This is a genomic window from Curtobacterium sp. PhB142 (assembly GCF_004341255.1).
Lineage (GTDB): Bacteria > Actinomycetota > Actinomycetes > Actinomycetales > Microbacteriaceae > Curtobacterium.
Genome location: NZ_SLUT01000006.1, coordinates 52,773 through 77,615, shown reverse-complemented (window position 1 = coordinate 77,615; position 24,843 = coordinate 52,773). Strand labels below are relative to the sequence as shown.

Genomic DNA, 24,843 nt, shown 5'->3' with positions numbered 1-24,843 from the left:
ACGGGCGACTTCCACGTGCGACGGCCCGGTGGCTGGACGGGTGTGTGGCCGAACGTCAGGCGCGGCGGTCGCGCCGTCAGGCGCGCGGGTGGGCCGTCCGGTAGACCTCGCGCAGCCGTGCTGAGGAAACGTGCGTGTAGATCTGCGTCGTCCCGAGGCTCGCGTGCCCGAGCAGTTCCTGGACCGCCCGCAGGTCCGCTCCCCCGTCGAGCAGGTGCGTCGCCGCGGTGTGCCGGAAGGTGTGCGGTCCGCTCGGCCCTTCGCCGGGAAGGTCGCCGAGCAGCCGAGCCACCACGCGGTACGCACTCCGCACCCCGAGCCGGCCACCCTGGTCACCGAGGAACAGTGCCGTGCTCGGTACGTCGGCCCGCGCCGCGAGGGTCGGACGCCCCCGCGACGTCCACGCCTCGAGTGCGTCACGGGCCGGGACGCCGAACGGCACGACCCGCTCCTTCCCGCCCTTCCCGAGCACGCGGACCGTGAGCCGCCCGCGATCGACGTCGGCGACGTCGATGCCGACGAGCTCGCTCACCCGTATGGCCGCGGCGTACAGCAGCTCCACGAGCGCCAGGTCCCGCAGCGCACCGGGATCGTCGGTCGCTGCACGGGCCGCGAGGCCGTCGAGCAACCCACGGACCTGATCGGCCGACACCACCCGCGGCAGGTGCGAGCCGCCCTTCGGTGCACGGAGCCGCACACCGGCGTCCGTCGCGGTCACCCCGGTCTCGCTCGCCCACCGGGTGAACGCCCGCACCGACGACGACCGGCGGGCGATCGTCGACCGTGCGAGCCCCCGCTGGTCGGCTTCCCACAACCAGTCACGGAGGAGTTCGAGGTCGACCCCGTCGATGCCGACGACGCCGCGTTGCGCGGCGAACCCGACGAACTGCTCGAGGTCGTTCGCGTACGCGCGGAGCGTCTGCTCGCTGAGCCCCCTGGCGTGTCGAGCGTGCCCGAGGAACGAGTCGACCGCTGCCACGAGTCGTTCTTCCTTCTGCTCTGCTCGATCCGCCACGTCGTCAGCGTACGGCTGGCCGACGTCATGCGCGGCCCCACCCGCCGCTGCTGTGCGCCACGAGCCCCTGCAACTGCGCGAGCGCGAGAGCGTCCGCCACCGCAGCTCCGGACAGCCCGGACCGTCGAGCGATCTCGGCCTCTGGCAGGGCACGACGGCCGAGCGCGTCGAGGACCCGGACGACCTCGGGATCGCGCTGGAGGGACACGAGGGGTTCGTCCGCCGCCGCGGTCGCAACGGATGCGGTCACGGGACGCATCGCGGCGACCGGGTCCCCCGGGTGCACGACGAGCTGCGCCCGGCCCTGCGCCACGAGCCGGTGGCACCCGACCGACGCCGAGGACGCGAACGCTCCCGGGACGGCGAACACCGGGCGACCGAGCTGCCCGGCGTGGTGTGCGGTGTTGAGCGCACCGGACCGCGCACCGGCCTCCACGACGACAGCGGCATCGGCGAGGGCGGCGATCAACCGGTTCCGGGCAAGGAAACGCCACCGGGTCGGGCGGGTCCCCGGCGCCGACTCCGCCACCAGGGCGCCCTGCCGAGCGACGTTGTGGAGCAGCTGGACGTTGCCGGCGGGGTAGAGCTGGTCGATCCCCCCGGCCAGGACCGCGATCGTCGGGGCCCCTGCGGCGATCGCCACCCGGTGTGCGACCGCGTCGATCCCGTAGGCGCCGCCGCTGACGATCGTGCAGCCGGCGTCCGCGGCGGACGAGGTGATCTCGGCGGCTGCTTCGGCCCCGGCGATGGTGTTCGCCCGCGACCCGACCACGGCCAGGGCGGGTGCCCCGTCGCCGACACCCGCCATGGCGCTGCGAGTCCAGAGCACGAGTGGTGCGTGGGGGCCGAGGTCGTCGATCGCCGTCGGCCACCCAGCGGACCCGGGCACGAGCAGTCGTGCCCCGACGGCTTCGGCCGAGGCGACGACGTCGGCCACGTCGGACCGGACCAAGCGCGGTCGCCACCGGTCGATGGCCGTGTGCAGGACACCGGCGAACGCATCGGGATCCTCCGCACCGGGTACGCCGGCCTCCACACACCCGTCGAGCAGATCCTCGAACGCACCGTCGGCTGCCAGCAGGACCGAGCCGAGGGCGTGCTCCGACCCGAGGGCCGCCATGAGCTCAGCGGCGACGGAGTCCCCGGGCTCCACGATCACGGACCACGCGACCCGAGCGGCGGTCTGGACCGGGTCCGACGCCCCGTCAGTCCCGAGGACCCGCCGGATCGCGGCGAGCAGTTCGCTGCCGTGACCGGGCCCCACGCCGCTCACAGCGCGCTCCGAAGGGCGAGAGCACCCCGGACGTGTGCTCTGCTCGGACGGTCGACCGCTTCGAGGTCGGCGAGGGTCCACGCGAGCCGCATCACCCGGTCCCACCCCCGCATGGTCAAGGTGCCGAGGTCGAGCGCCCGGTCGAGCTCGGTGGTCGAACCGGGTTCGATCCGACCGTCCGCCCGCAGCCAGGCTCCGGTGACCTCGGCGTTCTTCGTCCACCCGGTGTCCCGGAGGCGTTCGGCCATCCGAGCGCGGGCCGCGGCGACGCCGGCGCGGGCCTCGGCCGTCGTCGGCGTGCTCCCGTCGGCACCACGCATCTTCCCGGTCGTCACCCGGGGCACGAGCACCCGGATGTCCATCCGGTCGAGCAGCGGTCCGGACATCCGCCCGAGGTAGCGCCGAACCGCACTCGGCGGACACTCACACGGTTGGCCGTGCGCTCCGCCGGCGTTGCCGCACGGGCAGGGATTGGCAGCGAGCACGACCTGGCACCGCGCCGGGAACTCGGCGGCGCCCGCAGCCCGGTGGATGGTGATCCGACCGGACTCGAGCGGCTGACGGAGCGCGTCGAGCACCGCACGGGGGAACTCCGGTGCTTCGTCGAGGAACAGGATGCCGCCGGTCGCCCGCGACACTGCTCCGGGTCGCAGCACACCGGAGCCGCCGCCGATCAGGGAGATCGCCGACGCGGAGTGGTGCGGGGCCTCCCACGGGGGCTTCGTGCTCCACGACGCCGGTCCGAGTCCGGCGACGGACCGGACGGCGGCGACCTCGAGCGCGGTCGCGTCGTCGAGGTCGGGCAGGAGTCCGGGCAGGCGCTCCGCGAGCATCGTCTTGCCGGCACCGGGTGGACCGAGCAGGAGCGCGTGGTGCCCTCCGGCCGCCGCGGCGACGACGGCGCGCACCCCGATCGGGTTCCCGACGACGTCCGACAGTTCGGCCGCCGGGCGTTGGACCGAGGGCACCGGCACCGGCAGCACCGCGTCGACCTCGACCGGCGGCAGCAGCGCGCCGGCGTCGATCGCAGCCGCACGGAGTGAGTCGACCCCGGTGGTGCGCACGCCGTCGACCACACGGGCCTCGGGCAGGTTGCCGATCGGCAGCACGACTCGGTCGGCCCCGGCGTCGCGGGCGGCGAGCAGCATCGGGATGACGCCGGCGACCGGTCGAACCCGACCGTCCAGACCGAGCTCCCCGATGTAGACGATCCGCTCACTGACGTCGGGTGCGAGTCCGGCGCCGGCGAGCACGGCCATCGCGATCGCCAGGTCGAAGCCGGAACCCCGTTTCGGGATCGCCGCGGGCGTGAGGTTCACCGTGATCCGGCGCGCCGGCAACGGACACCCGGCGTTCGCAGCGGCGGCACGGACTCGCTCGCGCGCCTCGCCGAGCGAGGTGTCCGGCAGTCCGATGATGCTGAAGGCGGGCAGCTGGCTGGTCAGGTGGGCCTCGACCTCGATCCGGCGCCCGGTCACGCCGAGCAGGGCGACGGCCGCAGCACGGCCGATGCCCGTCACAGCACACCCGCCACGTGTTGCACGGCCGTCCGGGGGCCGTCGACGTGGACCGCGACGACGTCGATGCGGATCGCGCGTGCCGAAACCTCCGGATGGGCGTCGAACCACTCGGCCACGAGTCGTCGCATCCGCGCGAGCTTCGTCGCCGTGATCGCCTCGAACGGATGCCCCGTCGTCGTACCGGATCGCGTCTTCACCTCGATGAACGCGAGTGTGCAGGAATCCCACGCGACGATGTCGATCTCGCCCCGGGCGCACCGCCAATTCCGCTCGACGACCCGAAAACCCCGTTGTTGCAACCACGCCACGGCCTGGTCCTCACCGAACCGCCCCAGGCGGCCGTTCCGGAGTGTTCGTCCGGGGCGATCGTGCAGCTTCTGTTCCATGTCATTGCCTCCACGGCAACGATCGCGGGAACGGGCAGCGCGGATGGGCGCCGACGAAGACTCTGTGGAATGAGTCGACGACGATCCCCCTTGGGGAGGGATGACGAGGGACCCGGGTGATCGCGATCACCCGGGTCCCTCGTCGACAGCGGCTCAGTGTGCGGCTGCGTACGCTTCCTGCACCTGGGTCGAGATCCGACCACGGGTCGAGACCTCGTAGCCGTTCTCCTTCGCCCACTCGCGGATCTTGCCGAGCTCTTCGGAGTTGCCACGCTTCGGGGCCGACTTCGGCGCCGTGCTGCCGGTGCGACGACCGGAGACCTTGCGCGCTGCGGCGATGTAGTCGGAGATCGCTTCGCGGAACTTGTCGACGTTGTCGTTCGTCAGGTCGATCTCGTACGACGAGCCGTCGAAACCGAATTCGACCGTGCGACCTTCACCGGTGGTGATGGGGGAATCGTCGAGGTCGTCGACGAGCTGGACGGTGACCTTCTGTGCCATGCGCGGCTCCTGTTCATTGGACGGGAAATCCCGACCAGAATAGCGCGTGGAATTCCGGCACGTCACCGATCACCGGCGATTCGCCGAATGCACCGGAATTGACGATCACTCGTCGAGTGCGAGTTCCTTCGGCAGTTCGAGTTCTCGCGATGTCAGTTCTTCGACATTCACGTCCTTGAACGTGAGGACGCGGACGCCCTTGACGAACCGGTCGGAACGGTAGACGTCCCACACCCAGACGTCGTTCATCGTCAGTTCGAAGTAGAAATCGTGTTCGGTGTCCCGGCGCACGAGTTCGACCTCGTTCGCCAGGTAGAAACGCCGCTCGGTCTCGACCACGTAGCGGAACTGCGACACGACGTCGCGGTACTCGCGGTACAGGGCCAGCTCGACCTCGCGGTCGTAGTCGTCGAATTCGTCCTCATCCATTGCGCCCACAGTCTACGGCGGCAGCCGCACCAGTGTGCGACAGCAGCTCGAGGGATGCACCCGAAGACGGAAGTGCGAGCAAGCTCGGCATCCGCTCCCGATCCGAGCCCACCGAGGTTCCACAACACGCCGTGTGCGCTCCGCCGAGGTTCCGCGGCGGCACCGGGCATGGGCCGAGATGCCGAGATTTCGGAACCTCGCGGGCCACAGGCACGGCAGGCGGGCGCGACCGCAGCGCGTCAGCCGACGAGCGCGTCGAAGCCCTCGAGTGACACGCTCGACGCCTGGTGCAGCCATGACTTGCGGTGCAGTGCGTGTGCTCCGACCGCGCGGATGGCGTCGTAGTGCACGGTCGAGCCGTAGCCCTTGTTCGACGCCCAGGCGTAGTGCGGTGCCTCGTCGTGGGCTGCGATCATCAGGGCATCCCGCGCGACCTTCGCCACGATCGACGCCGCGGCGACCGAGGCGCAGTCCCGGTCGGCCTTGACCTGCACGACGACCTCGAGCGGGTCCGTCGTCGGACGGAGCGACGCGGGGACGGCACGGGTCAGCCAGTCGAAGGACCCGTCCAGCACGACGACGGCGCCGTCGAGCGACAGGCCCCCGGCGACCAGGGACTCGAGCGCCTGCGCCCCTGCAGCTCCGAGCGCCGGGACGATCCCCTGCCGATCGACGTACTCGGCGGACGCCATGCCGACGGCGGTGCGCGCCCACCGGGTGACGACGGGGACCAGGTCCGTCCGGCGGGTGGCGGACAGCAGCTTCGAGTCGGCCAGACCTTGCGGGACCCGCCCGACGTCGATCGTCACGGCCGCGACGCCCACGCCGACCGGACCGGCGATCGCACCGCGTCCGACCTCGTCCATCCCGATGACCGTGACACGGCCTTCGGCCAGCAGCCGCTTCTCGACGCGGAGGGAGGGGCGGACGGCGGTCACTGTTCGCGCTCCTCCACCCCGGCGAACACCTCGGGGTGGTCGTCGAGCCACGTCCAGCGGCTCGTCGGCCAGGAGATCACGAAGGCCCGGCCGGTCACGTCGGACAACGGCACGAACCCCTTCGACGGCGTGTCCCCGTTGTAGCGGGAGTCCTTGGAGTCGTTGCGGTTGTCGCCCATCACCCAGATGGTGCCCTTCGGCACGGTGACGGAGAAGTCGGTCGCCGACGCGGGAGCGCCGGCCGGCAGCTTGAGGTACGGCTCCTTGATCGGGACGCCGTTCACGGACATCTGCCCGAGGTCGTTGCAGCAGGAGACCTTGTCCCCCGGCAGACCGATCACGCGCTTGATGAGGTGGTCGTCGCTGTCGCCGGTCCCGAGGCCGATCTGCGTCAGGACCCAGTCGATCGCCTTGGCGGGCTGGGTGTCCGGCGTGACGCTCGGCACCTCGGACCCGGCGAGCCATCCACCCGGGTCCTTGAACACGACCACGTCGCCGCGTTTCAGCGCCACGACACCCGGGACGAGTTCGTTGACGATCACGCGGTCGTTGATCTGCAGCGTGTTCTCCATCGACGCCGACGGGATGTAGAACGAGCGGATCAGGAACGTCTTGACCAAGAACGACACGAGCAGCGCCGCGATGAAGATGATGACGAGGTCGCGGAGGAATGTGAGGATCCCGTTGCGCTGCTTCTCGGGCCGGGGCCTGCGCCCGGATTCCTCAGTCGTGTCCGTCATTTCCGCTCTCGTTCACACCGTGCCCGCCCGGGTTCAGCGGGCGCAAAGGGAAAGCCCCCCGTCGATGCACAACCGTACATCGGCGAGGGGCCAGCAGCGGCGTCCGGCTCGCGGACGCTCACTGTGAAGGCGATCAGGCGTCGCGCTTCTCCTTGATCTTGCGGCGGGCCGCCTTGCCGCGCAGTTCGCGCAGGTAGTAGAGCTTCGCGCGACGGACGTCACCCTTGGTGACGATCTCGATGTGGTCGATGATCGGCGAGTGCACCGGGAACCAGCGCTCGACGCCGACCTGGAAGCTCACCTTGCGGACCTTGAAGGTCTCGCCGATGCCGTGGCCCTGACGGCCGATGACGACACCCTGGAAGACCTGGATACGCGAGCGCGTGCCTTCCACGATGTTCACGTGCACCTTGATGGTGTCACCGGCGCGGAAGTCCGGGACGTCGGTCCGCAGCGATGCTGCGTCGACGTTGTCGAGGAGCTGGCTCATGGCTGTTCTACTCTCTGCGGACGCACACGGGTCGCCGCGGATCGATGTCTGATGAAGTGGTGGTGCGTGCCCGGTGTCGGCGACTCCCCCGTGGCAGAGTCCAGCCAGGGCACAGCGATCCATACTGCCACACGGAACGCCGGGGGCAAAACAGCGAGGATGGACCCATGATCGAACTGCGCACCCCCACGGAACTCGACGGACTGCGCGTCGCCGGTCGGTTCGTGGCCGACGTCCTCGACGAACTGCTCGCCACGGTGGACGTCGGCGTGAACCTGCTCGAGCTCGACCGCGTCGCCGCGCGGATGATCGCCGACCGGGGCGCCGAGAGCTGCTACGTCGACTACCACCCCTCGTTCGGCAAGTCGCCGTTCGGCAAGAACCTGTGCACCTCGGTGAACGACGCGGCGCTGCACGGTCTGCCGTTCGACCACGTGCTGCAGGACGGCGACCTCGTCAGCCTCGACTTCGCCGCGAGCGTCGACGGCTGGGTGGCGGACTCCGCCGTGTCGGTGCAGGTCGGGACGCCCCGCGACGAGGACCAGACGCTCATCTCGACCGTCGAGCGCGCCCTGGCTGCCGGCATCGCGCAGGCTGCTCCGGGCAAGAAGCTCGGCGACGTCTCGCACGCGATCGGGCACGTGGCGAAGGAGGCGGGCTACAGCGTCAACCTGCAGTTCGGCGGGCACGGTGTCGGTCACACGATGCACGGCGACCCGCACGTGCCGAACGACGGGCGACCCGGGCGCGGTCTGAAGCTCCGGCCGGGCCTGGTGGTCGCGATCGAGCCGTGGCTGATGCAGGGCACCGACGAGCTGTACCAGGACGACGACGGCTGGACGCTCCGGAGCGTCGACGGCTCACGTGCTGCGCACGTCGAGCACACGGTGGCGGTCACCGAGGCCGGATCCGAGGTCCTGACCCTGCGTCGCGCCCAGCGCGCCGACCCGACCAGCTGACGGACTGGAGGCGCGGTGCGGTCCCGCCCCGCGCCTCCCGTCCGGCACTGGTCGCGACCAGTGCCCCAAAGCGACAGATCTCGGCTGTGGCCGCCGTCATGTGCGCGACAGCGACAGTTGCCCGCGGATGTTCCGCGGCAGACTGTCGCTTTCGCGAAAGCGACAACCGGCAGGCGTCAACCGGCAGCCGGACGCGCGCCCGTCAGGAAGGCGCTACGCGTCGGGCAGCAGGTCCGGCCGGACGCGCCGCGTCCGCTCCACCTGCTGCTCGTGCCGCCACGCAGCGACCTTGCCGTGGTGGCCGCTGAGCAGCACCTCGGGCACGGCGTGGTCACGCCACACGGCGGGCTTCGTGTACGAGGGGTACTCGAGCAGGCCGTCCTCGTGGGACTCCTCGACCAGGGACTCGGGGTTGCCGACGACGCCGGGGACGAGTCGCCCGACGGCCTCGATCATGGCCATCGCCGCGACCTCGCCGCCGTTCAGCACGTAGTCGCCGAGCGAGAGTTCGACGACCGAGCAGCGTGACGCCGCCCACTCGAAGACGCGGGCGTCGATTCCCTCGTACCGCCCGCAGGCGAACACGAGGTGGTCGGACGTCGACGCGAGCGAGCGCGCGATGGACTGCTTGAACGGCGTGCCGGCGGGCGTCGGGACCACGAGGGTCGACGAGCCGTCCGGCCGCAGCAGGGCGTCCAGCGCCTGCGCCCACGGTTCCGGCTTCATGACCATGCCGGCGCCGCCGCCGTACGGGGTGTCGTCGACGGTGCGGTGCCGGTCGGTCGTCCAGGAGCGCAGGTCGTGCACGTGCAGGTCGAGCAGCCCACCGGAGCGGGCCTTGCCGAGCAGGGACACGTCCAGCACGGAGAAGAACTCCGGGAAGATCGTGACGATGTCGATCCGCACGGCAGCTAGTCCGTGACCGTCTCGGGCCGGGAGGTGTCCTCGGGGTCCTCGAACAGGCCCTGCGGCGGCGTGACCGTGACGGTGCCGGACGCGATGTCGACAGCGGGCACGATCGCCGCGACGAACGGCACGAGGACCTCGCCGCGCGACGGAGTGTCGATCGCGAGCAGGTCCTGCGCCGGCATGTGGTCGACCCGGGCGACGGTGCCGACCTCGACGCCGTCGCGCAGCACCTTCAGCCCGACCAGCTGGTGGTCGTACCAGGCGTCGTCCTCGCCGGTCTCGGCGTCGGCGTCCTGCTCGACCCAGAGGATGATCCGGGCGAGCGACTCGGCGCCGGTGCGGTCGTCGATCCCGGCGAAGAACGCGACGGGGTGACCGTTGTACCAGCGGAGCTCGTCCAGCTCGAGGGTCTTGCCCGACCACGGTGAGTCGTCGGGGACCTGGAGCGTGAACGTGGCACCGGGGGTGAACCGACGATCCGGGTCGTCGGTGTAGAGCTCGAGCTTGATGCCGCCCTTGAGCCCGTGTGCCTTCGTGATTCGACCCACCCGGAGCTGGGTCGTCTCCCTAGGAATCGGTGTCGACCACGTCGACCCGCACCCGCTTGCCGTCGGCCAGGGCCGAGACGAGGGTGCGGAGTGCCTTGGCGGTCCGCCCGGCACGACCGATCACGCGGCCGAGGTCCTCGGGGTGCACGCGCACCTCGAGGACCTCGCCCCGCGGGGAGGTGGAGCTGGCGACGCGCACGTCGTCAGGGTGATCGACGATCCCCTTGACGAGGTGCGTCAGCGCGGATTCGAGCAAGGACTACGCCTCGGTCGTCTCGTCGGCGGTCTCGGCGTCGTCGGTCTTGGCGGCGGGAGCCGTCTTCTCCGACTTCGGCTTGAGGACAGCCTTCTTCGAGGAGTCGACCTGGAAGGCCTGCTTCGGCTCGGCGACCTTGACCTTGGACGCGGTGTCCTTCTCGCCCTTGAACTTGGCCCAGTCGCCGGTCAGCTTGAGGAGGGCCGCGACCTGCTCGGTCGGCTGCGCGCCGACGCCGAGCCAGTAGAGCGCACGCTCGGACTCGATCTTGATGACCGAGGGCTCCTCGGTCGGGTGGTACTGACCGATCTCCTCGAGGACACGACCATCGCGCTTGGTGCGCGAGTCGGCGACGACGATGCGGTAGTAGGGCGCACGGATCTTACCGAGACGCTTCAGACGGATCTTGACAGCCACAATTGCTCCTGTTTGCTTACGTTGTGGTTGAACTGGAACCGCGGGCGTGGGGGCACACACGGTGAAAGCTCGAGAGAGATCGCTCACAGCTGGATAGAGGGTCGAGCTGCGGCGATTCGACCGTTCATTCTTACAGATTCCGGGCCGCGATGCGAGCCGACGCGCTACGGCGCGAGTCGCCGGACCGCTTCGAGAGCCTCGGACGTCGCGCGGACCGCGTCCACACTCCGCGCGTCGCGTGCGCCGCCGACGACGGCGAACGGCACACCGGCGGCCTGGAGGCCCGTCACGAGTCCGTCAGGCGCGTCACCCTCGCTGTCGATCGCGCGTTCCTGCCCGGCGCAGACCACGACGGTGTCCGCCGGGATCGCACGCTCCTCGACGTGCTCGTCGCGGATCCAGAGGGCACCGGGCTCGATGCGCAGGTACTCCTGCACGCCACCGACCATGCGCACCCCCGCGTCACGGAGGCGACCGATGGCGACCCAGCGCGAGGTGATCCCCACTCCCTGCCCGAACTTGCCCGATCGGCGGAACACGGTGACGTCGGAGCCCGGCCGGATCGTGCGCGACGCAGCGGGCAGCCGCTGGGGGACGTCGCCGACGAGCTCCTCGGAGACGTCGAGGTCCCAGCGCGCCGCGAACTCGGTGGCGCGGACCGACTCGTCCGGCGACTCGGTCAGGAAGGCTGCGGTGTCGACGCCGATGCCACCACCGCCGATGATCGCGACGGTGCCGGCGGGCACGCCCTCGCGCAGTGCCCGCTCGTACGACAGGACGTGCGGCAGGTGTGCACCGGGGACGTCGACGTCGCGCGGGACCACCCCGGCGGCGAGCACCACGGCGTCGCTGTCGGCCAGGTCCGCGGGCGTCGCCGGGCGACCGAGGTGCACCGTGGCCCCGCGCTCGTCGAGCTCGGCGCGGGCAGCCCGCACGGTGGCGGCGTAGTCCTCCTTGCCGGGGACGAGCGCGGCGAGGCCGAACTGGCCGCCGAGCCGGTCGGCGGCTTCCCAAACGGTGACGCGGTGGCCGCGTCGGGCGGCGTCGACGGCTGCGGCGAGACCGGCCGGTCCCCCGCCGACGACGTCGACGCGCTTCGGGTCGGTGGTCGGACGCGCGGGGAAGGCGACCTCGCGGGCGGCGCGCGGGTTCACCAGGCAGGACACCGGCGCACCGATGATCGAGCGGTCGAGGCAGGCCTGGTTGCAGCCGATGCACGTGTTCACCAGGGCGAAGCGGCCCGCGAGCGACCGGTTCACGAGCGCGGGGTCGGCGAGGAACGGTCGGGCGAGCGCGACGGCGTCGATGGTCCCGTCGGCGAGGACCGTCTCACCGTCGCGCAGGTCGGTCATCCGGTTCGACGCGATCACCCGGACGTCGGGGTACGACGAGGCGCGCACGACCCCGGCGATGCGCGCGGCGTAGGCGAGCCAGGCGCCGTGCGGCACGGCGGCCTGCACGGTCGGGGTGCGGGACTCGTGCCAGCCGATCCCCACCGAGATGCCGTCGAGCCCGAGCGGCAGCAGGTCGTGCACCAGGGCGTCGACGTCGTCCTCGGTCGACGAACCGGGCATCAGGTCGGCGCCGGAGAGCCGGATCGTCACGGCCAGGTCGGGCACCGCTGCACGAACTGCCTCGACGACCGCCACCGTGAAGCGCCGTCGACGCTCCGGCGAACCGCCCCACTCGTCGTCACGCAGGTTCGTCAGCGGCGACTGGAACTGGTTGATGAGGTAGCCCTCGGACGCCATGATCTCGACGCCGTCGAACCCGATGTCCCGCGCGGACCGGGCCGCGGCGGCGAAGTCCTCGATGGTGCGCTCGATCTCGGCCGGCGTCAACTCGGTCGGCACCACGCCGCGGGCGGCCGCCCAGGGCAGGGCCGACGGCGCCACCACGCGCTGGGGCTCCCCGTGCCGGTCGACCATCCCCGCGGCGAGCGCGTACCGCCCGGCGTGGAACAGCTGCGCGAGGATCGTGGAGCCTTCCTCGTGCACGGCGTCGACCGCCGTGCGGAACCGCTCGTCCGCTCCCCCGACACCGAACACGGCGAAGTCCGGGCCACCACGGGCCTCGTCGTTCACCGCGATGCCGCCGGTGATGATGCACGCGGCACCGCCGGCAGCACGTTCGCGGTAGAACGCCGCCATGCCGGCCCCACCGTCGTCGTGCACCTCGAGTCCGGTGTGCATCGACCCCATGACCACCCGGTTCGGCAGGGTCAGGGGGCCGAGTGTCCACGGCGAGGAGACGACGGCGAGCTCGGGCATGGCGACGGTGCTCATGCCCCTACTCTGCCCCGTCGACAGCCGCGTCGACAGCCGCGTCGTCAGCAGGCAGCACCGCGTCGCGCAGCGGCGACGTCGTGTCCGCCCAGAACGGCGGGGCGATCACGGTCAGGCCGCCGTCGACCGACAGCACCTGCCCGGTGATGTAGCCGGCCTTGTCGGAGAGCAGGAAGTCCACCGCGTCGGCCATGTCGTCGGCGGTGCCGGGGCGCTGCAGCGGGAGCTTCTCGAACACCGAGTCGATCGGCGCCTGGCCGGGGACCTTCGTGTAGAAGTACTCGAGCGAGTCGGTGTCGATGAGGCCACCGTTGACCGCGTTCACCGTGATCTGGCGCGGACCGAACTCGACCGCCATGTACTTCATGTACGACTCGCTCATGGCCTTCGCGGCGCCGAGCGCGGCGTAGGTCGGGAACGCGCGGAGCGATCCGTACGAGGTCACGACGACGATGCGCCCACCGCGGTCCATCAGCTCGGCGGCACGCTGCGCCCCGAGCACGAACGAGCGGGCGTTGGTGGCGTAGCTGCGGTCCAGGTGGTGCAGCTTCAGTTCCTTGACCGGCTTGAACGCGCTGGCGGCGGCGTTCGCGACGAAGTGGTCGAGGCGGCCGTAGGTGTCCCGCACCAGGTCGAACAGGGCGTCGATCGACTCCGGCTGCTCGATGTCGACCTGCGCGGTGATCCCGTCGCCGCCGGCGGCCTTGACGTCGGCCAGGGATTCCTCGGCCAGGTCGGCGTTGCCCTTGTACGTGACCACGACGGTCACGCCGCGCTGGCCGAGCTTCTGCGCGAGCAGGCGGCCGATGCCGCGCGAAGCGCCCGTGATCAGTGCGATGGGTGCGTTCGTGTTGTCGGTCACTGCGGTCCTTTGCGTGCGTGGGGACGGACTGGGCCCACATCGCCGGTTCCCGGGCGACGCGCCAGCGGCGTCCGGGCCGTGTCGATGGGGAGAGGCGCGTGGCGGGCCCGCCACGGGCCTCCCGTCCGGTGGGTGGTTGCTGTCTAGAACCCGGCCTTGCCGGTGACGACGGCGCGGCCGACGACCAGCTTCTGGATCTCGTTGGTGCCCTCTTCGAAGCGCTGCGCGCGCGCGTCGCGGTAGACACGCTCGATCGCGTTGCGCTTCCAGTAGCCCTGGCCGCCGTGCACCTGCAGGGCCTTGTCGGTGACGCGGGCGAGCATGTCGACCGCGACCATCTTCGAGGCGCTGGACAACGTGCCCGCGTCGGGGCGGTCCTCTTCGTAGGCTCGGGCGGCCTCGAGCACCAGGGCGCGGGCGGCGGCGATGTCGGCGTAGTTCTCGGCCAGGTAGAACTGGATCGCCTGGCGGCTGGACAGCTGCCTGCCGAACGTCTCGCGCTTGTTCGCGTACTCGACGGCGAGCTCGTTCGCACGCTCGGCGAGGCCGACGGCGCTCATCGCGACGGACACGCGACTCGGCAGCAGGAAGCCGCCGAGCGCGACCTCGAGCCCCTGGCCCTCGGCGCCGAGCAGCGCACTGGCCGGCACGGGCACGTCGGTGAAGCGCAGGATCGCGTGGTCGGTGCCCCGGATGCCCATGGTGTCGGAGTCGTCGATCACCTCGGCGCCCGGCAGCCCGCTGTTCGGCATGAGGAACGCGACCGTGCCGTCCTGGCCGCTGGTGCCCTCGAGGCGGGCGGCGATGAGCCAGTAGTCGGCCTGCACGCCGAACGTGATGAGGTGCTTCTCACCGTTCATGACGTAGGTGTCGCCCTCGCGGCGGACGGTGGTGCGGATGTCCGCGCCGGTGCCGGCCGTGGCCTCGGTCAGGGTGAACGCGACGAGCTTGTCGCCCGCGACGCTCGGCTTCACGACCTGCTCGATCTGCTCCGGCGTCGCGTAGGGGGCCATCGCGCGCCAGGTGCCGTTGATGACGTGCACGAGCATCCGGATCGACGCGTGCGAACGCGAGACGATCTCCATGATCTCGAGGTAGCGCGAGAACGGGATCGCCCGTCCGCCGAGCTCGGTCGGGGCGGCGAGGCTGAGCCACCCGTTGTCCTTGAGCTCCTGGAACAGCTCCGGGGCGACCCGGCCGGTGCGCTCGATCTCGTCCGCCCACTCCTCACCGCGGCCGCGGACCCACTCGGTGACCTCGGCCTTGAGCTGCTGGAAGGCGGATTCGGTGGCGGTTTCCATGACCAGCGTCATCGTGTCTCGTTCTCCTTCGTGGTGCTCGCGGCGACGAACGCGGCTGCCTGCTCACGCAGGACGTTCTTCTGGACCTTGCCGACGGCGTTGCGCGGCAGTTCGTCGATGGACTCGAGCCGCTCTGGCCAGTAGTACTTGCTCACGCCCGCCTTGTCGAGCGCCTGCTGCATCGCCGCGAAGTCGAGCCGCTCGGCACCGGCAGCCGGCACGACGAACGCGCACGCGCGCTCACCGAGTCGGGGGTCCGGCATCGCGACGATCGCCACGTCGGTGACCAGGGGGTGCTGGTAGAGCAGGTTCTCGATCTCGACGACCGGGATCTTCTCGCCACCGCGGTTGATGACGTCCTTGATCCGGCCGGTGATCGACAGGAAGCCGTTCGCGTCGACCTTCGCCAGGTCGCCGGTCTTGTACCAGCCGTCCTCGGTGAAGACGTCGTCGGTCAGGTCCTGGCGGTCGAGGTACCCGTCGAACATCGTCGGCGAGTGCAGCTCGAAGTTGCCCTCGGTGTCGGCGGGGAGCTCGTGGCCCTCGTCGTCGACGATCCGGATCCGGATGCCCGGCAGCGCACGACCGTCGTGCCCGTACGCTGCCGCCGGGTCGTCGATCGGGCTGGACAGGGCGCCGAGGCAGGTCTCGCTCGTACCGAACGCGCCGAGGATGGCCGTGCCGAGCACCGTCGCGGCCCGCTGGGCGAGGGCCCGCGGCACGGCGGCACCGGTCGGCACGAAGATCCGCAGCGACTCGGGCTGGGCGGCACCGGCTTCGACCAGGTCGACGAGGTCGGTCAGGAACGGGGTCGCGCACTGCACGAACGACGCCTTCGCGACGCCGAACGCCTGCTCGAGCGCGACGGTGCCGTCCCACACCGGCTGGATGACCTGCGGCGCACCGAGCCGGAACGCCAGCAGCATGCCGTACAGGAACCCGGTCTGGTGCGCGAGCGGCGACGGGATGTAGATCCGGTCCGCGCTCGTCAAGCCCGACTGCGCGACGTGCATGGCCGTGGCCAGCCCGAGGGTGCGGTGCGGGTGCTGCACGCCCTTCGGCTCCCCCGTCGTGCCGCTCGTGAACAGCAGCTGGCAGACGTCGTCGGGGCCCGGCGCGCGCGAGGTGATCTCGTCGACGTCCACGTGCACGGCGTCGAGGGCGTTGTCGAAGTAGCGCCAGTGCCAGTCGCTCGTGGCCACCCGGTCCAGGGCGTCGGCCGGCAGCGGCGGCTGGTTCGTCGGGGCGTCGACCTGGCCGCGCGCCTCGGACCGGAGCACGATCACGTGCTCGACCGACAGCCGACGCTGCTGCGCCTTCGCCTCGTCGATGACGTCGAGGAGCTCGAGCGCGGGCCGGCGCTTGCGGAACACGTTCGGCAGGAACACCACACGGGCGCGGGACCGGGCGAGCGTCATCGTCGTCTCGCGCGGTCCGAACACCGGCATGATCGGCGTCGCGACCGCCCCGATCTGGATCGCCCCGAGGGTGATGGAGACGAACTCGCGCCAGTTCGGCAACTGCATGGCGACCGACTCGCCCCTGCGGACCCCGAGCTCGAGCAGGAGCGCGGAGACCTTGTCGGCCTCGTCCTGCAGTTCCCGCCACGTGGTGTTCACGGGTGCTGCGCCGCCGACCTCGATGACCGCGAGGCCGTCGGGATCGGTCGTCGCGAGCGCGCGGACCTTCTCGCTCAGCACGAGGGGGTCGGCGTCGACACCGGCGAGCGCGAGCGGCTCCGGGGTCGTGGGAGCGACCGGCTGCTGCGCGCCGTCGGCCCGCTCACCGTCGGCCCGCTCACCGTCGGTTCGCTCGCCATCGGCGCGCTCGCCATCGGTGCGCTCGCCGAGGTCGGTGCGCGCGTCGGCGATCGCGGCGGCCTCGGCCGCGTCGGCCCGGTCGTCGCGGGCGATCTGCGCGGCGAGGGCGTCGCCGACCTCCATGTCGAGGCCGACGGAGTTCATCGCCTCGAGGAACGTCGGGTACGAGATCCGGTAGGCCCGCGGGTAGGTCAGCCCCGAGGCACCGCGCGCCTTCGAGGCGGCGACGGCGAGCGACATCAGGACCCGGTGGTCGTTGAACGACGACATTTGCGCGCCGTGGAGTCCTTCAGCCCCGACACCGGTGACGCGGAGTTCGTCGGCACCCTGCTCGGCCCGGCCACCCATGCGGTTGAGCTGCAGCATCGCCGCGACGCGATCGGACTCCTTCAACCGGATGTGGGCGACGTTCCAGAGCCGGGTGGTGCCCTCGGCGAAGGTGGCCATGGTCGACAGGACCGGCAGCAGGTCGGGGATGGGCTGGCAGTCGATGTCGAGCGGTCGCAGCGGGGAACCGTCGTGTTCGATGCGCACGAACCCGGTCTCCTCGTCGATCCGCATCGGGACGCCCATCGCCGTCGCGAGGTCGAGGAACTCGCTCTCCGGGTGGTCGGTCTCGGCGGTGGTGAAGGCCGTCATGCCGCGCAGGAGCAGGTTCGACTCGCGGATGCCGGCCGCGGCGATGCCGAACGCGGCGGAGCCGATGTCCGGCGGGATGACGTAGTCGTGCGGGATGGCCTGCTGGTTCGCCGGGATCCGGTACTCGAGCCAGTCGTCGGAGACCTCGACCGTCAGGCCGAACTCTCGCATCATCCGGACGGTCAGTTCGACGTAGGGCTGCTCGTTGAGCCGGTCGCCGGTGATGTGGATCCGGGTCTCCTGCTCGGCGAACGGCGCCACGAGGAGCAGGCCGGAGACCCACTGCGACAGGGTCCCGGCGATCGTGACGTCGCCGCCGCGGGGGCGCCTCGGCTGGACGGTCACGGGCGGGCAGTCGTTCGTCGCCTCGAGCTCGATGCCCATCTGGGTCAGCGAGGTCAGCAGCGCCTTGATGGGCCGGCGCTGGAAGTACTTCATGCCCACGAGCGTCATCGGCTCGTCGGCGAGCGACGCCAGACCGGTCATGAAGTAGAGCGTGGTGCCGGAGGACCCCATGTTCAGGATGCCGTCGGCGCCACGGGACCCGTGGTCGACGACGTCGGTGGCCTCGTACCGGCCGCCGAGCCCGGTGACGTGGTACTCGTCCCCGCGACGCTTCACGTCGACGCCGAGGGCGCGGAGCGTGCCGACGGTCCACTCGACCTGGCGGGTGGCGCTGATGCCGGAGACGATGCTCGTCCCCTTCGCCAGCGACGCGAGCACCAGCGCGCGGTGCGCGTGGTACTTCGAGACGGGGACGTCGAGTTCCCCGACGAGGGGTGCGGACGTGCCGCGCACGACCAACTGCATGCGTACCTCTTCCTGCTCTGTACATATCAACGGTACGCCCGGTGTGGAACTACTGTGAATCGGATCCGCACGACCAGAAGCCGCCGTCGTTGTGCGTGTCCGACAACCTTCCGGGCAGGATGTACAGCATGGACATCCGCTTCACCGAGTCCCCTCCGTCGACCATCGGCGTCGAGTGGGAGCTCCCGCTGGTCGATCTGTCGACCGGCGACCTCGCGCCCCGTGCCCCTGCCGTGATCGCGGCCGTGCACGAACGACTCGGCGACCGCGAGCGGGTGACCGAGGAACTCCTGACGAACACCGTCGAGGTCGTCTCCAGCGTGCACTCACGGGTCCGCGACGCCACGAGCGAGCTGTCCGGCATCATCGGCGAGGTCATCGACGCCGCCGAGCCGCTCGACGCCCAGGTCATGTGCTCCGGCACGCATCCGTTCGCCGTCTGGGACCAGCAGGAGATCACCCCGGACAGCGAGCACTACACGACCCTGATCGACCGGACGCGCTGGTGGGGTCGGCAGATGCTCATCTGGGGCGTCCACGTGCACGTCGGCATCGACGACCGCGACAAGGCCCTGCCGATCCTCGGCGCGATGCTCGCGTACGTCCCGCACCTGCAGGCCTTCACCGCATCGAGCCCCTTCTGGGCCGGCATCGACACCGGATACGCCTCGAACCGGGCCCTCATGTTCCAGCAGCTGCCGACCGGTGGCCTGCCGCCCGCACTCGGTGCCTGGGCGAACTTCGAAGAGGTCGTGAGCGACCTCACGCACACCGGCGTCATCGACAGCGTGAAGGACCTGCGCTGGGACATCCGCCCGTCGCCGAAGTGGGGGACGCTCGAGAACCGGGTCTCCGACGGCATCTCGACCCTGCACGAGGTCGGCGCCGTGACCGCGCTCGTGCAGTGCCTGGTCACCACGATGTCCGACCGGCTCGACGCCGGCGAGACCCTGCCGACGATGCAGCCGTGGTTCATCCGTGAGAACAAGTGGCGCGCCGCCCGCTACGGCATGGAGGCTGAGATCATCACGAACGCCGCCGGCGACGAGCGGCTCGTGACCGACGAGGTGCACGACCTGGTGCAGCGGCTCGACCCGGTGGCCGAGCGGCTCGGCTGCCAGCAGGAGCTGCACCACCTCGACACGATGATCGCGAACGGTGCGTCGTACCAGCGGCAGCTCCGGGTCGCCCAGGAGCACGGCGGTGACCTGCGCGAGGTCGTCCGCCACCTGGTGACGGAGTTCCGCGAGTCCCTGTGACCCCGGGTCGTTCCGCGTAGCTGGTCAAATCGGGCGTACCGGGTCGTTTTTTCCGACCAGGTACGCCCGATTCCGCTTTCCATCGCGCCCGTTCTGGGAAAGAGCGGCGCGAGCCCGCCCCGCGCCTCGAGACCGCGCCCACCGACCTGGTCGCTCCGGGCACACCTGGTCGATCCGGGCGCACCAGGTCGTTTCTTTCGACCAGGTACGCCCGATTCGGCTTTCCATCGCGCCCGTTCTGGGAAAGAACGTCACGAGCCCGCCCCGCGCCTCCAGTCCGCGCCCACTCACCCGGTCGCTCCGGGCATGCCTGGTCGATCCGGGCGTACCGGGTCGTTTCTTTCGACCAGGTACGCCCGATTCGGCTTTCCATCGCGGCCGTTCTGGGAAGGAACGTCGCGACGTGCGCGCATACGGACGGGAGGCCCGTGGCGGATCCGCCACGGGCCTCCCGTCCGTCTGGGGGTCGCGACTAGCGACCCAGGAACTTCTGCAGGCTCGCGAGCTCTTCCTCGGTCGGCGCCTTGCCGCCCTTGGCGGCACCGCCGAGGCCGAGGCCGGAGCCCTTCGGCGCCTGCTGCGGAGCGGCAGCGGTCCCGGCGGCGATCGCCGCACGCTTGGCCGGGTTGCCGACCTTCGACTTCTTCTTGCCGCCCTGCTGCTGCTTCTTGCCGCCGTGCATGCCCGGGATCGGACCCATTCCCGGCATCTGCGGCACGCCACCACGGGCGACGGTCTTCATCATCTTCGCGGCCTGCTCGAACCGGTTGACGAGGGCGTTGACCTCGGTGACCGTGGAGCCGGCACCCTTGGCGATGCGGAGTCGGCGCGAGCCGTTGAGGAGCTTCGGGAGTTCGCGCTCCTTGGGCGTCATCGACTGGATGATCGCCTCGGTGCGCACGATCTCGCGCTCGTCGAAGTTGTCGAGTGCCTCGCGCATGCCCTTGGCGCCCGGGAGCATGCCGAGCATGCCCTTGATCGAGCCAGCCTTGCGGAGCTGCTGCATCTGCTGCAGGAAGTCGTTCAGCGTGAACGAGTCGGACGCGATCTTCTCGGCGACCGCGCGGGCTTCGTCCTCGTCGAAGGCCGACTGGGCCTGCTCGATGAGCGACATGATGTCGCCGAGGTCGAGGATGCGGCTCGCCATGCGGTCCGGGTGGAACGGCTCGAAGTCGTCGAGGCCCTCACCCGTGGAGGCGAACATGATCGGGCGGCCGGTGACGCTGGCCACCGAGAGTGCCGCACCACCACGGGCGTCGCCGTCGAGCTTCGACAGCACGACTCCGGTGAAGTCGACGCCCTCTTGGAAGGCACGGGCGGTGACGACGGCGTCCTGACCGATCATCGCGTCGATGACGAACAGGACCTCGTCGGGGTCGACGGCCTTGCGGATGTTCGCGGCCTGCTTCATCAGCTCGGCGTCCACACCGAGGCGACCGGCGGTGTCCACGATGACGGTGTCGTACTGCTGGTCGACCGCGGCCTTGATGGCGTTCTTGGCGACCTTGACCGGGTCACCGACGCCGTTGCCGGGCTCCGGCGCGAAGACGTGGACGCCGGCCTGCTCGCCGACGACCTGCAGCTGCTGCACGGCGTTCGGACGTTGGAGGTCCGCCGCGACGAGCATCGGGGTGTGGCCGTCCTTCTTGAGCCACTTGCCGAGCTTGCCGGCGAGGGTGGTCTTACCGGCACCCTGCAGACCCGCGAGCATGATGACCGTCGGCGGCTTCTTCGCGAACTCGAGGCGACGCTGCTGCCCGCCCAGGATGCCGACGAGTTCCTCGTTGACGATCTGGACGACCTGCTGCGCCGGGTTCAGCGCGCGGTTGACCTCGTCGGAGAGGGCGCGCTCGCGCACTGCTGCGGTGAACGCCTTGACGACCTCGAGCGCGACGTCGGCGTCGAGGAGCGCCCGCCGGATCTCGCGGACGGTGCCGTCGACGTCGGACGGAGTCAGCCGACCCTTGCTCCGCAGATTGCGGAAGGTCTCGGTCAGCCGATCGGAGAGTGAACCGAATTGCGCCATGATCCGTCGATTCTACTGGTTCACGAGCAGGTTCCCTGATCCGGTGTCCGACGCTCGGTATCGTCGAGGCATGCGCGCCGTCCCCGAGGACCTCGACCCAGCGGTGGTCGCCGAGATCGACGGGCGGCTCGCGCGCCTGCAGTCCGACCTCGGTGTGACGATCCCCTGGGCGATCGAGAGCGGCAGTCGCGCCTGGGGCTTCCCGTCGCCCGACAGCGACTACGACTGCCGGTTCCTGTACGTGCGACGGTCCGACGACTACCTGTCGCTCTGGCCCAGCCGCGACGTCATCGAGACACCGCTGGACAAGGTGTTCGACGTCAACGGGTGGGACCTCGCGAAGACGGTCCGCCTCGCCGTGAACGGGAACGCGACGGTCGGCGAGTGGCTGCGGTCACCGATCGTGTACGCGGGTGACGCGGCCTTCCGCGACCGGCTCCTGGCGTTCGTCGCGAGCGTGGCCGACCGCGGGCGCATCGGCCGGCACTACCTGCACGTCGCATCACGGCAGTACGAGCGCGAGATCACGCTGAAGCGGTTCTTCTACGTGCTCCGGACCGCGGCCTCGCTCCGGTGGCTGCGGGACCACCCGGAGAGCGCCATGCCGCCGATGGACCTTCCGACGCTGCTCGCCGAGTCGACGGTCGAGCGTGCGGTGACGGAGGCGACGACGGAACTCATCGCGGTGAAGGCGCGCACGCGCGAGGTCGGCGCCGGTACCCCACCCGAGGTCCTCGTCCGCTTCGTCGACGCGGAACTCGACCTGGCGCGGCCGTTCGACGACCTGCCGCCCGAGAACACCTCGGTCGAGGCGTACGCCCGAGCGGATGCGTACTTCCTCGGCGAACTCGACCGCCTGCGCTGACGACGACCGGACAGCGCTGGGCGGGTCGGGTGGCGCGGTGCCGCTCAGAACGGCTCAGCGGAGCACGTCCCCCTCGGTGAGCTCGACCGGGGTGTCCAGCCCGAGGTCCACGACCACGGGTGCAGTCGACGGCAGACGGTCGCCCGTCGGGAACCAGCGCCGCTCCGGCGACACCAGGATGACGAGGCCGTCGACGTCGCCGACCGCGGCGAAGCCCTCGCCTGCTGGGTTGGCGTAGGGCTCGAGTCCGGCGCAGCGCAGTGTCTCGACGGCGCCGAGGACGTCGGGCACGGCGATGCCGACCTCGCTGACCGAGACGAATGGCACAGCGCCAGCGAGCGCGGCGGCGGGCGCGGCGGACGCGGGTGTGGCCGCGACGAGGTCCCGTCGCTCGATCAGCTCGAGCAGCTGCTGGTCCGGACCCTCGAAGTACACCGATCGCGAGTTCCAGTTCGGCGGGCCCTCGAACTCGTCACGGCCGTCGGCGTCGACCAGCACCGTCGCGATCCCGGCGATCCACTCGGCAGCCGCGGCGAACGTGCCCGCCGGGATCGTGATCGCGAGGTGCAGCGCACCGGTCATCCCCGGCAGCTCCCGGAACAGGAGCCGCGTCGACCCCACCACGACCTCGACCACCCCGTCGGCGCGGTCGACGGGGCACCCGAGCCGTTCCCAGAACCGGGCCGTGTCGTCGAGCGAGCGGGTGGCGAGCTGTACCTGGCGGATGTCCATGTCCGCCATCCGAAGCCCTCAACCACACTTCAGGTCAAGGTCGTCCGCGTTGTTGTACTCCGTCCAGAAACCGTCGTAGGCTCGCCAGCATGCCGGAACTCGAGATCGTGCGGCCTGCCGGGCTGCTCGACTACGCCGAGGGACTCGCGCTGCAGCGGGACCTCCACGCCGACGTCGTCGCCGGCCGCTCCCCCGGGGCCCTCGTGCTGTGCGAGCACCCGTCCGTGTACACCGCCGGCCGACGCACCGAGCCGTCCGACCTGCCGACGAACGGCGCGCCGGTGGTCGAGGTCGACCGCGGCGGGCGCATCACCTGGCACGGCCCCGGGCAGCTCGTGGCCTACCCGATCGTCCGGCTGGCCGTTCCGATCGACGTCGTCGCGTGGGTGCGCGACCTCGAGCAGGTCATCATCGACGCGGCGGCGACCGTCGGCGTGGACGCGCGGCGCATCGACGGCCGGAGCGGCGCGTGGACGACCGGGTCCGCGCCGACGACCAGTGCGCCGCCCGCCAAGGTCGGCGCCATCGGGCTGCACGTCGCCGAGGGCGTGACGACCCACGGCATCGCGATCAACTGCGACAACGCACTCGACGCCTACGCCGCGATCGTGCCGTGCGGCATCGCCGACGCCGGCGTGACGACGCTGAGCGCCGCCGCCGGGCGCCCCGTCACGGTCGCCGACCTCGCCGACGTCGTGGTCGACCGCATCCGCGCCGCCGAGCACGGCATGCACAGCGGCCACCGGATCAGCAGCGCGGCACGCAGCGCCGCGGGCAGCAGCACCGCAGCCACCAGCACCGCATCCACCAGCACAGCGCCCGCACGACAGGAGACCCTCGTATGACCCTCGCCCCCGAAGGCCGCCGGATGCTCCGCGTCGAGGCCCGCAACGCCGAGACCCCGATCGAGACGAAGCCCGCGTGGATCAAGACCCGTGCCACGCAGGGCCCGGAGTTCCGCGAGCTGTCGAGCCTGGTGCGCGACAAGCAGCTGCACACCGTCTGCCAGGAGGCCGGCTGCCCGAACATCTTCGAGTGCTGGGAAGACCGCGAGGCCACCTTCCTGATCGGCGGCTCGCAGTGCACCCGTCGCTGCGACTTCTGCCAGATCGACACCGGCAAGCCGGAACCGCTCGACCGCGACGAGCCCCGCCGGGTCGCGGACTCCGTCGCGGAAATGGGGCTGCGGTACGCGACCGTGACCGGCGTCGCGCGCGACGACCTGCCCGACGGCGGCTCCTGGCTCTACGCCGAGACCATCCGGGCGATCCACGAACACTCCCCCGGCACCGGCGTCGAGATCCTGGTGCCGGACTTCAACGGGCGACCGGACCAGCTCGGCCCGGTGTTCGACGCCCGTCCCGAGGTCTTCGCCCACAACGTCGAGACCGTCCCGCGGATCTTCAAGCGGATCCGGCCGGCGTTCACGTTCGAACGCTCCCTGGACGTCATCACCCAGGGCCGCGACGCCGGACTGGTCACGAAGTCGAACCTGATCCTCGGCATGGGCGAGGAGCGCATCGAGATCGAGGACGCCCTGCAGCGCCTGTTCGACGCGGGCACGGACATCATCACGCTGACGCAGTACCTCCGCCCGTCGCCCCGGCACCTGCCGGTCGCGCGCTGGGTCAAGCCGGAGGAGTTCGTCGAGCTCCGCCAGGTCGCCGAGCAGATGGGCTTCGCCGGGGTCCTCGCCGGCCCGCTCGTCCGGTCGTCGTACCGCGCCGGACGCCTGTGGGCACGCGCCACGGTCGCGCGCGGCGGCTCGGTTCCCGAGCACCTGTCGCACCTGCTCGACGCGGCGCCGGGTCGCCAGGCCGTCTGAAGCCGGCCACCGGTCCGCGAAAGCGACAGATACCCGCC

Annotated in this window: 24 protein-coding genes; 5 read left to right on the top strand and 19 right to left on the bottom strand. The window is 70.9% G+C overall.

What is annotated here, in order from left to right:
- Positions 1-76: 76 nt before the first annotated feature.
- From EDF31_RS12890 to rplS, 9 genes are all read right to left on the bottom strand, one after another.
- Entirely contained in the window at positions 77-1,015 is a 939-nt protein-coding gene (locus EDF31_RS12890) for a tyrosine recombinase XerC (RefSeq protein ID WP_131846406.1), read from the bottom strand.
- Between the two features lie 25 nt (positions 1,016-1,040).
- Positions 1,041-2,288, bottom strand: a complete 1,248-nt coding sequence (gene dprA / locus EDF31_RS12885) for a DNA-processing protein DprA (RefSeq protein ID WP_131846405.1) — start codon at positions 2,286-2,288, stop codon at positions 1,041-1,043.
- On the bottom strand, positions 2,285-3,808 hold the full coding sequence (locus EDF31_RS12880) for a YifB family Mg chelatase-like AAA ATPase (RefSeq protein WP_131846404.1): 1,524 nt from the start codon (positions 3,806-3,808) through the stop codon (positions 2,285-2,287). Before EDF31_RS12880 ends, dprA begins: the two co-directional genes overlap by 4 nt.
- A complete protein-coding gene (locus EDF31_RS12875; protein ID WP_131846403.1) occupies positions 3,805-4,194 on the bottom strand; it encodes a YraN family protein in 390 nt (129 codons plus the stop codon). The genes EDF31_RS12880 and EDF31_RS12875 overlap by 4 nt, the downstream gene beginning before the upstream one ends.
- A gap of 153 nt (positions 4,195-4,347) precedes the next feature.
- Entirely contained in the window at positions 4,348-4,695 is a 348-nt protein-coding gene (locus tag EDF31_RS12870; protein WP_111086073.1) for an Lsr2 family protein, read from the bottom strand.
- A 105-nt stretch (positions 4,696-4,800) separates the two neighbouring features.
- Positions 4,801-5,124 (bottom strand): DUF2469 family protein, encoded by a 324-nt coding sequence (locus tag EDF31_RS12865; protein WP_111086072.1) that lies wholly within the window; start codon positions 5,122-5,124, stop codon positions 4,801-4,803.
- Between the two features lie 239 nt (positions 5,125-5,363).
- Complete coding sequence (locus EDF31_RS12860) at positions 5,364-6,062, bottom strand: ribonuclease HII (RefSeq protein ID WP_131846402.1); 699 nt, start codon at positions 6,060-6,062, stop codon at positions 5,364-5,366.
- A complete protein-coding gene (gene lepB, locus EDF31_RS12855) occupies positions 6,059-6,802 on the bottom strand; it encodes a signal peptidase I (protein ID WP_131846401.1) in 744 nt (247 codons plus the stop codon). Before lepB ends, EDF31_RS12860 begins: the two co-directional genes overlap by 4 nt.
- Before the next feature lie 133 nt (positions 6,803-6,935).
- Positions 6,936-7,292 carry a 50S ribosomal protein L19 gene (rplS, locus tag EDF31_RS12850; protein WP_123339832.1) on the bottom strand — a complete coding sequence of 119 codons (357 nt, stop codon included), beginning with the start codon at positions 7,290-7,292 and terminating at the stop codon, positions 6,936-6,938.
- A 167-nt stretch (positions 7,293-7,459) separates the two neighbouring features.
- On the opposite strand from rplS, the gene map reads away from it, so the two are divergent.
- Positions 7,460-8,251 carry a type I methionyl aminopeptidase gene (gene map, locus EDF31_RS12845; RefSeq protein WP_131846400.1) on the top strand — a complete coding sequence of 264 codons (792 nt, stop codon included), beginning with the start codon at positions 7,460-7,462 and terminating at the stop codon, positions 8,249-8,251.
- A 213-nt stretch (positions 8,252-8,464) separates the two neighbouring features.
- Here map and trmD read toward each other — a convergent pair whose 3' ends face one another.
- The 8 genes from trmD to aroA all read right to left on the bottom strand — a co-directional run bounded on the left by trmD (position 8,465) and on the right by aroA (position 18,098).
- Complete coding sequence (gene trmD, locus EDF31_RS12840) at positions 8,465-9,157, bottom strand: tRNA (guanosine(37)-N1)-methyltransferase TrmD (RefSeq protein ID WP_131846399.1); 693 nt, start codon at positions 9,155-9,157, stop codon at positions 8,465-8,467.
- Between the two features lie 5 nt (positions 9,158-9,162).
- On the bottom strand, positions 9,163-9,708 hold the full coding sequence (rimM, locus tag EDF31_RS12835) for a ribosome maturation factor RimM (RefSeq protein ID WP_123294799.1): 546 nt from the start codon (positions 9,706-9,708) through the stop codon (positions 9,163-9,165).
- A 19-nt stretch (positions 9,709-9,727) separates the two neighbouring features.
- On the bottom strand, positions 9,728-9,964 hold the full coding sequence (locus tag EDF31_RS12830; RefSeq protein ID WP_111086067.1) for an RNA-binding protein: 237 nt from the start codon (positions 9,962-9,964) through the stop codon (positions 9,728-9,730).
- A gap of 3 nt (positions 9,965-9,967) precedes the next feature.
- Complete coding sequence (gene rpsP / locus EDF31_RS12825; RefSeq protein ID WP_111086066.1) at positions 9,968-10,381, bottom strand: 30S ribosomal protein S16; 414 nt, start codon at positions 10,379-10,381, stop codon at positions 9,968-9,970.
- A gap of 164 nt (positions 10,382-10,545) precedes the next feature.
- Positions 10,546-12,666, bottom strand: a complete 2,121-nt coding sequence (locus EDF31_RS12820; protein ID WP_207896211.1) for an FAD-dependent oxidoreductase — start codon at positions 12,664-12,666, stop codon at positions 10,546-10,548.
- Between the two features lie 4 nt (positions 12,667-12,670).
- Positions 12,671-13,528 (bottom strand): SDR family oxidoreductase, encoded by an 858-nt coding sequence (locus EDF31_RS12815; RefSeq protein ID WP_131846398.1) that lies wholly within the window; start codon positions 13,526-13,528, stop codon positions 12,671-12,673.
- Positions 13,529-13,671: 143 nt separating this feature from the next.
- Positions 13,672-14,841 (bottom strand): acyl-CoA dehydrogenase family protein, encoded by a 1,170-nt coding sequence (locus EDF31_RS12810; RefSeq protein ID WP_131846397.1) that lies wholly within the window; start codon positions 14,839-14,841, stop codon positions 13,672-13,674.
- Positions 14,838-18,098 carry a 3-phosphoshikimate 1-carboxyvinyltransferase gene (aroA, locus tag EDF31_RS12805; RefSeq protein WP_131846396.1) on the bottom strand — a complete coding sequence of 1,087 codons (3,261 nt, stop codon included), beginning with the start codon at positions 18,096-18,098 and terminating at the stop codon, positions 14,838-14,840. Before aroA ends, EDF31_RS12810 begins: the two co-directional genes overlap by 4 nt.
- 119 nt (positions 18,099-18,217) lie before the next feature.
- Between aroA and EDF31_RS12800 the strand changes: the two genes are divergently transcribed.
- Positions 18,218-19,357, top strand: coding sequence for a glutamate--cysteine ligase (locus EDF31_RS12800; RefSeq protein WP_194673401.1), 1,140 nt, complete (start codon positions 18,218-18,220; stop codon positions 19,355-19,357).
- A 472-nt stretch (positions 19,358-19,829) separates the two neighbouring features.
- Here the strand turns inward: EDF31_RS12800 and ffh are convergent, their stop codons facing one another.
- Positions 19,830-21,383 (bottom strand): signal recognition particle protein, encoded by a 1,554-nt coding sequence (ffh, locus tag EDF31_RS12795; protein ID WP_123294804.1) that lies wholly within the window; start codon positions 21,381-21,383, stop codon positions 19,830-19,832.
- 70 nt (positions 21,384-21,453) lie between these two features.
- Here ffh and EDF31_RS12790 point away from each other — a divergent pair, with 70 nt between their 5' ends.
- Complete coding sequence (locus EDF31_RS12790; protein ID WP_131846394.1) at positions 21,454-22,248, top strand: nucleotidyltransferase domain-containing protein; 795 nt, start codon at positions 21,454-21,456, stop codon at positions 22,246-22,248.
- 54 nt (positions 22,249-22,302) lie between these two features.
- Here the strand turns inward: EDF31_RS12790 and EDF31_RS12785 are convergent, their stop codons facing one another.
- On the bottom strand, positions 22,303-22,980 hold the full coding sequence (locus EDF31_RS12785; RefSeq protein WP_131846393.1) for a hypothetical protein: 678 nt from the start codon (positions 22,978-22,980) through the stop codon (positions 22,303-22,305).
- 89 nt (positions 22,981-23,069) lie between these two features.
- On the opposite strand from EDF31_RS12785, the gene lipB reads away from it, so the two are divergent.
- A complete protein-coding gene (gene lipB / locus EDF31_RS12780) occupies positions 23,070-23,825 on the top strand; it encodes a lipoyl(octanoyl) transferase LipB (protein ID WP_131846392.1) in 756 nt (251 codons plus the stop codon).
- The gene (gene lipA, locus EDF31_RS12775; protein WP_131846391.1) at positions 23,822-24,805 is read left to right on the top strand and encodes a lipoyl synthase; all 984 of its coding nucleotides are present in this window, start codon (positions 23,822-23,824) and stop codon (positions 24,803-24,805) included. Before lipB ends, lipA begins: the two co-directional genes overlap by 4 nt.
- Positions 24,806-24,843: the final 38 nt, after the last annotated feature.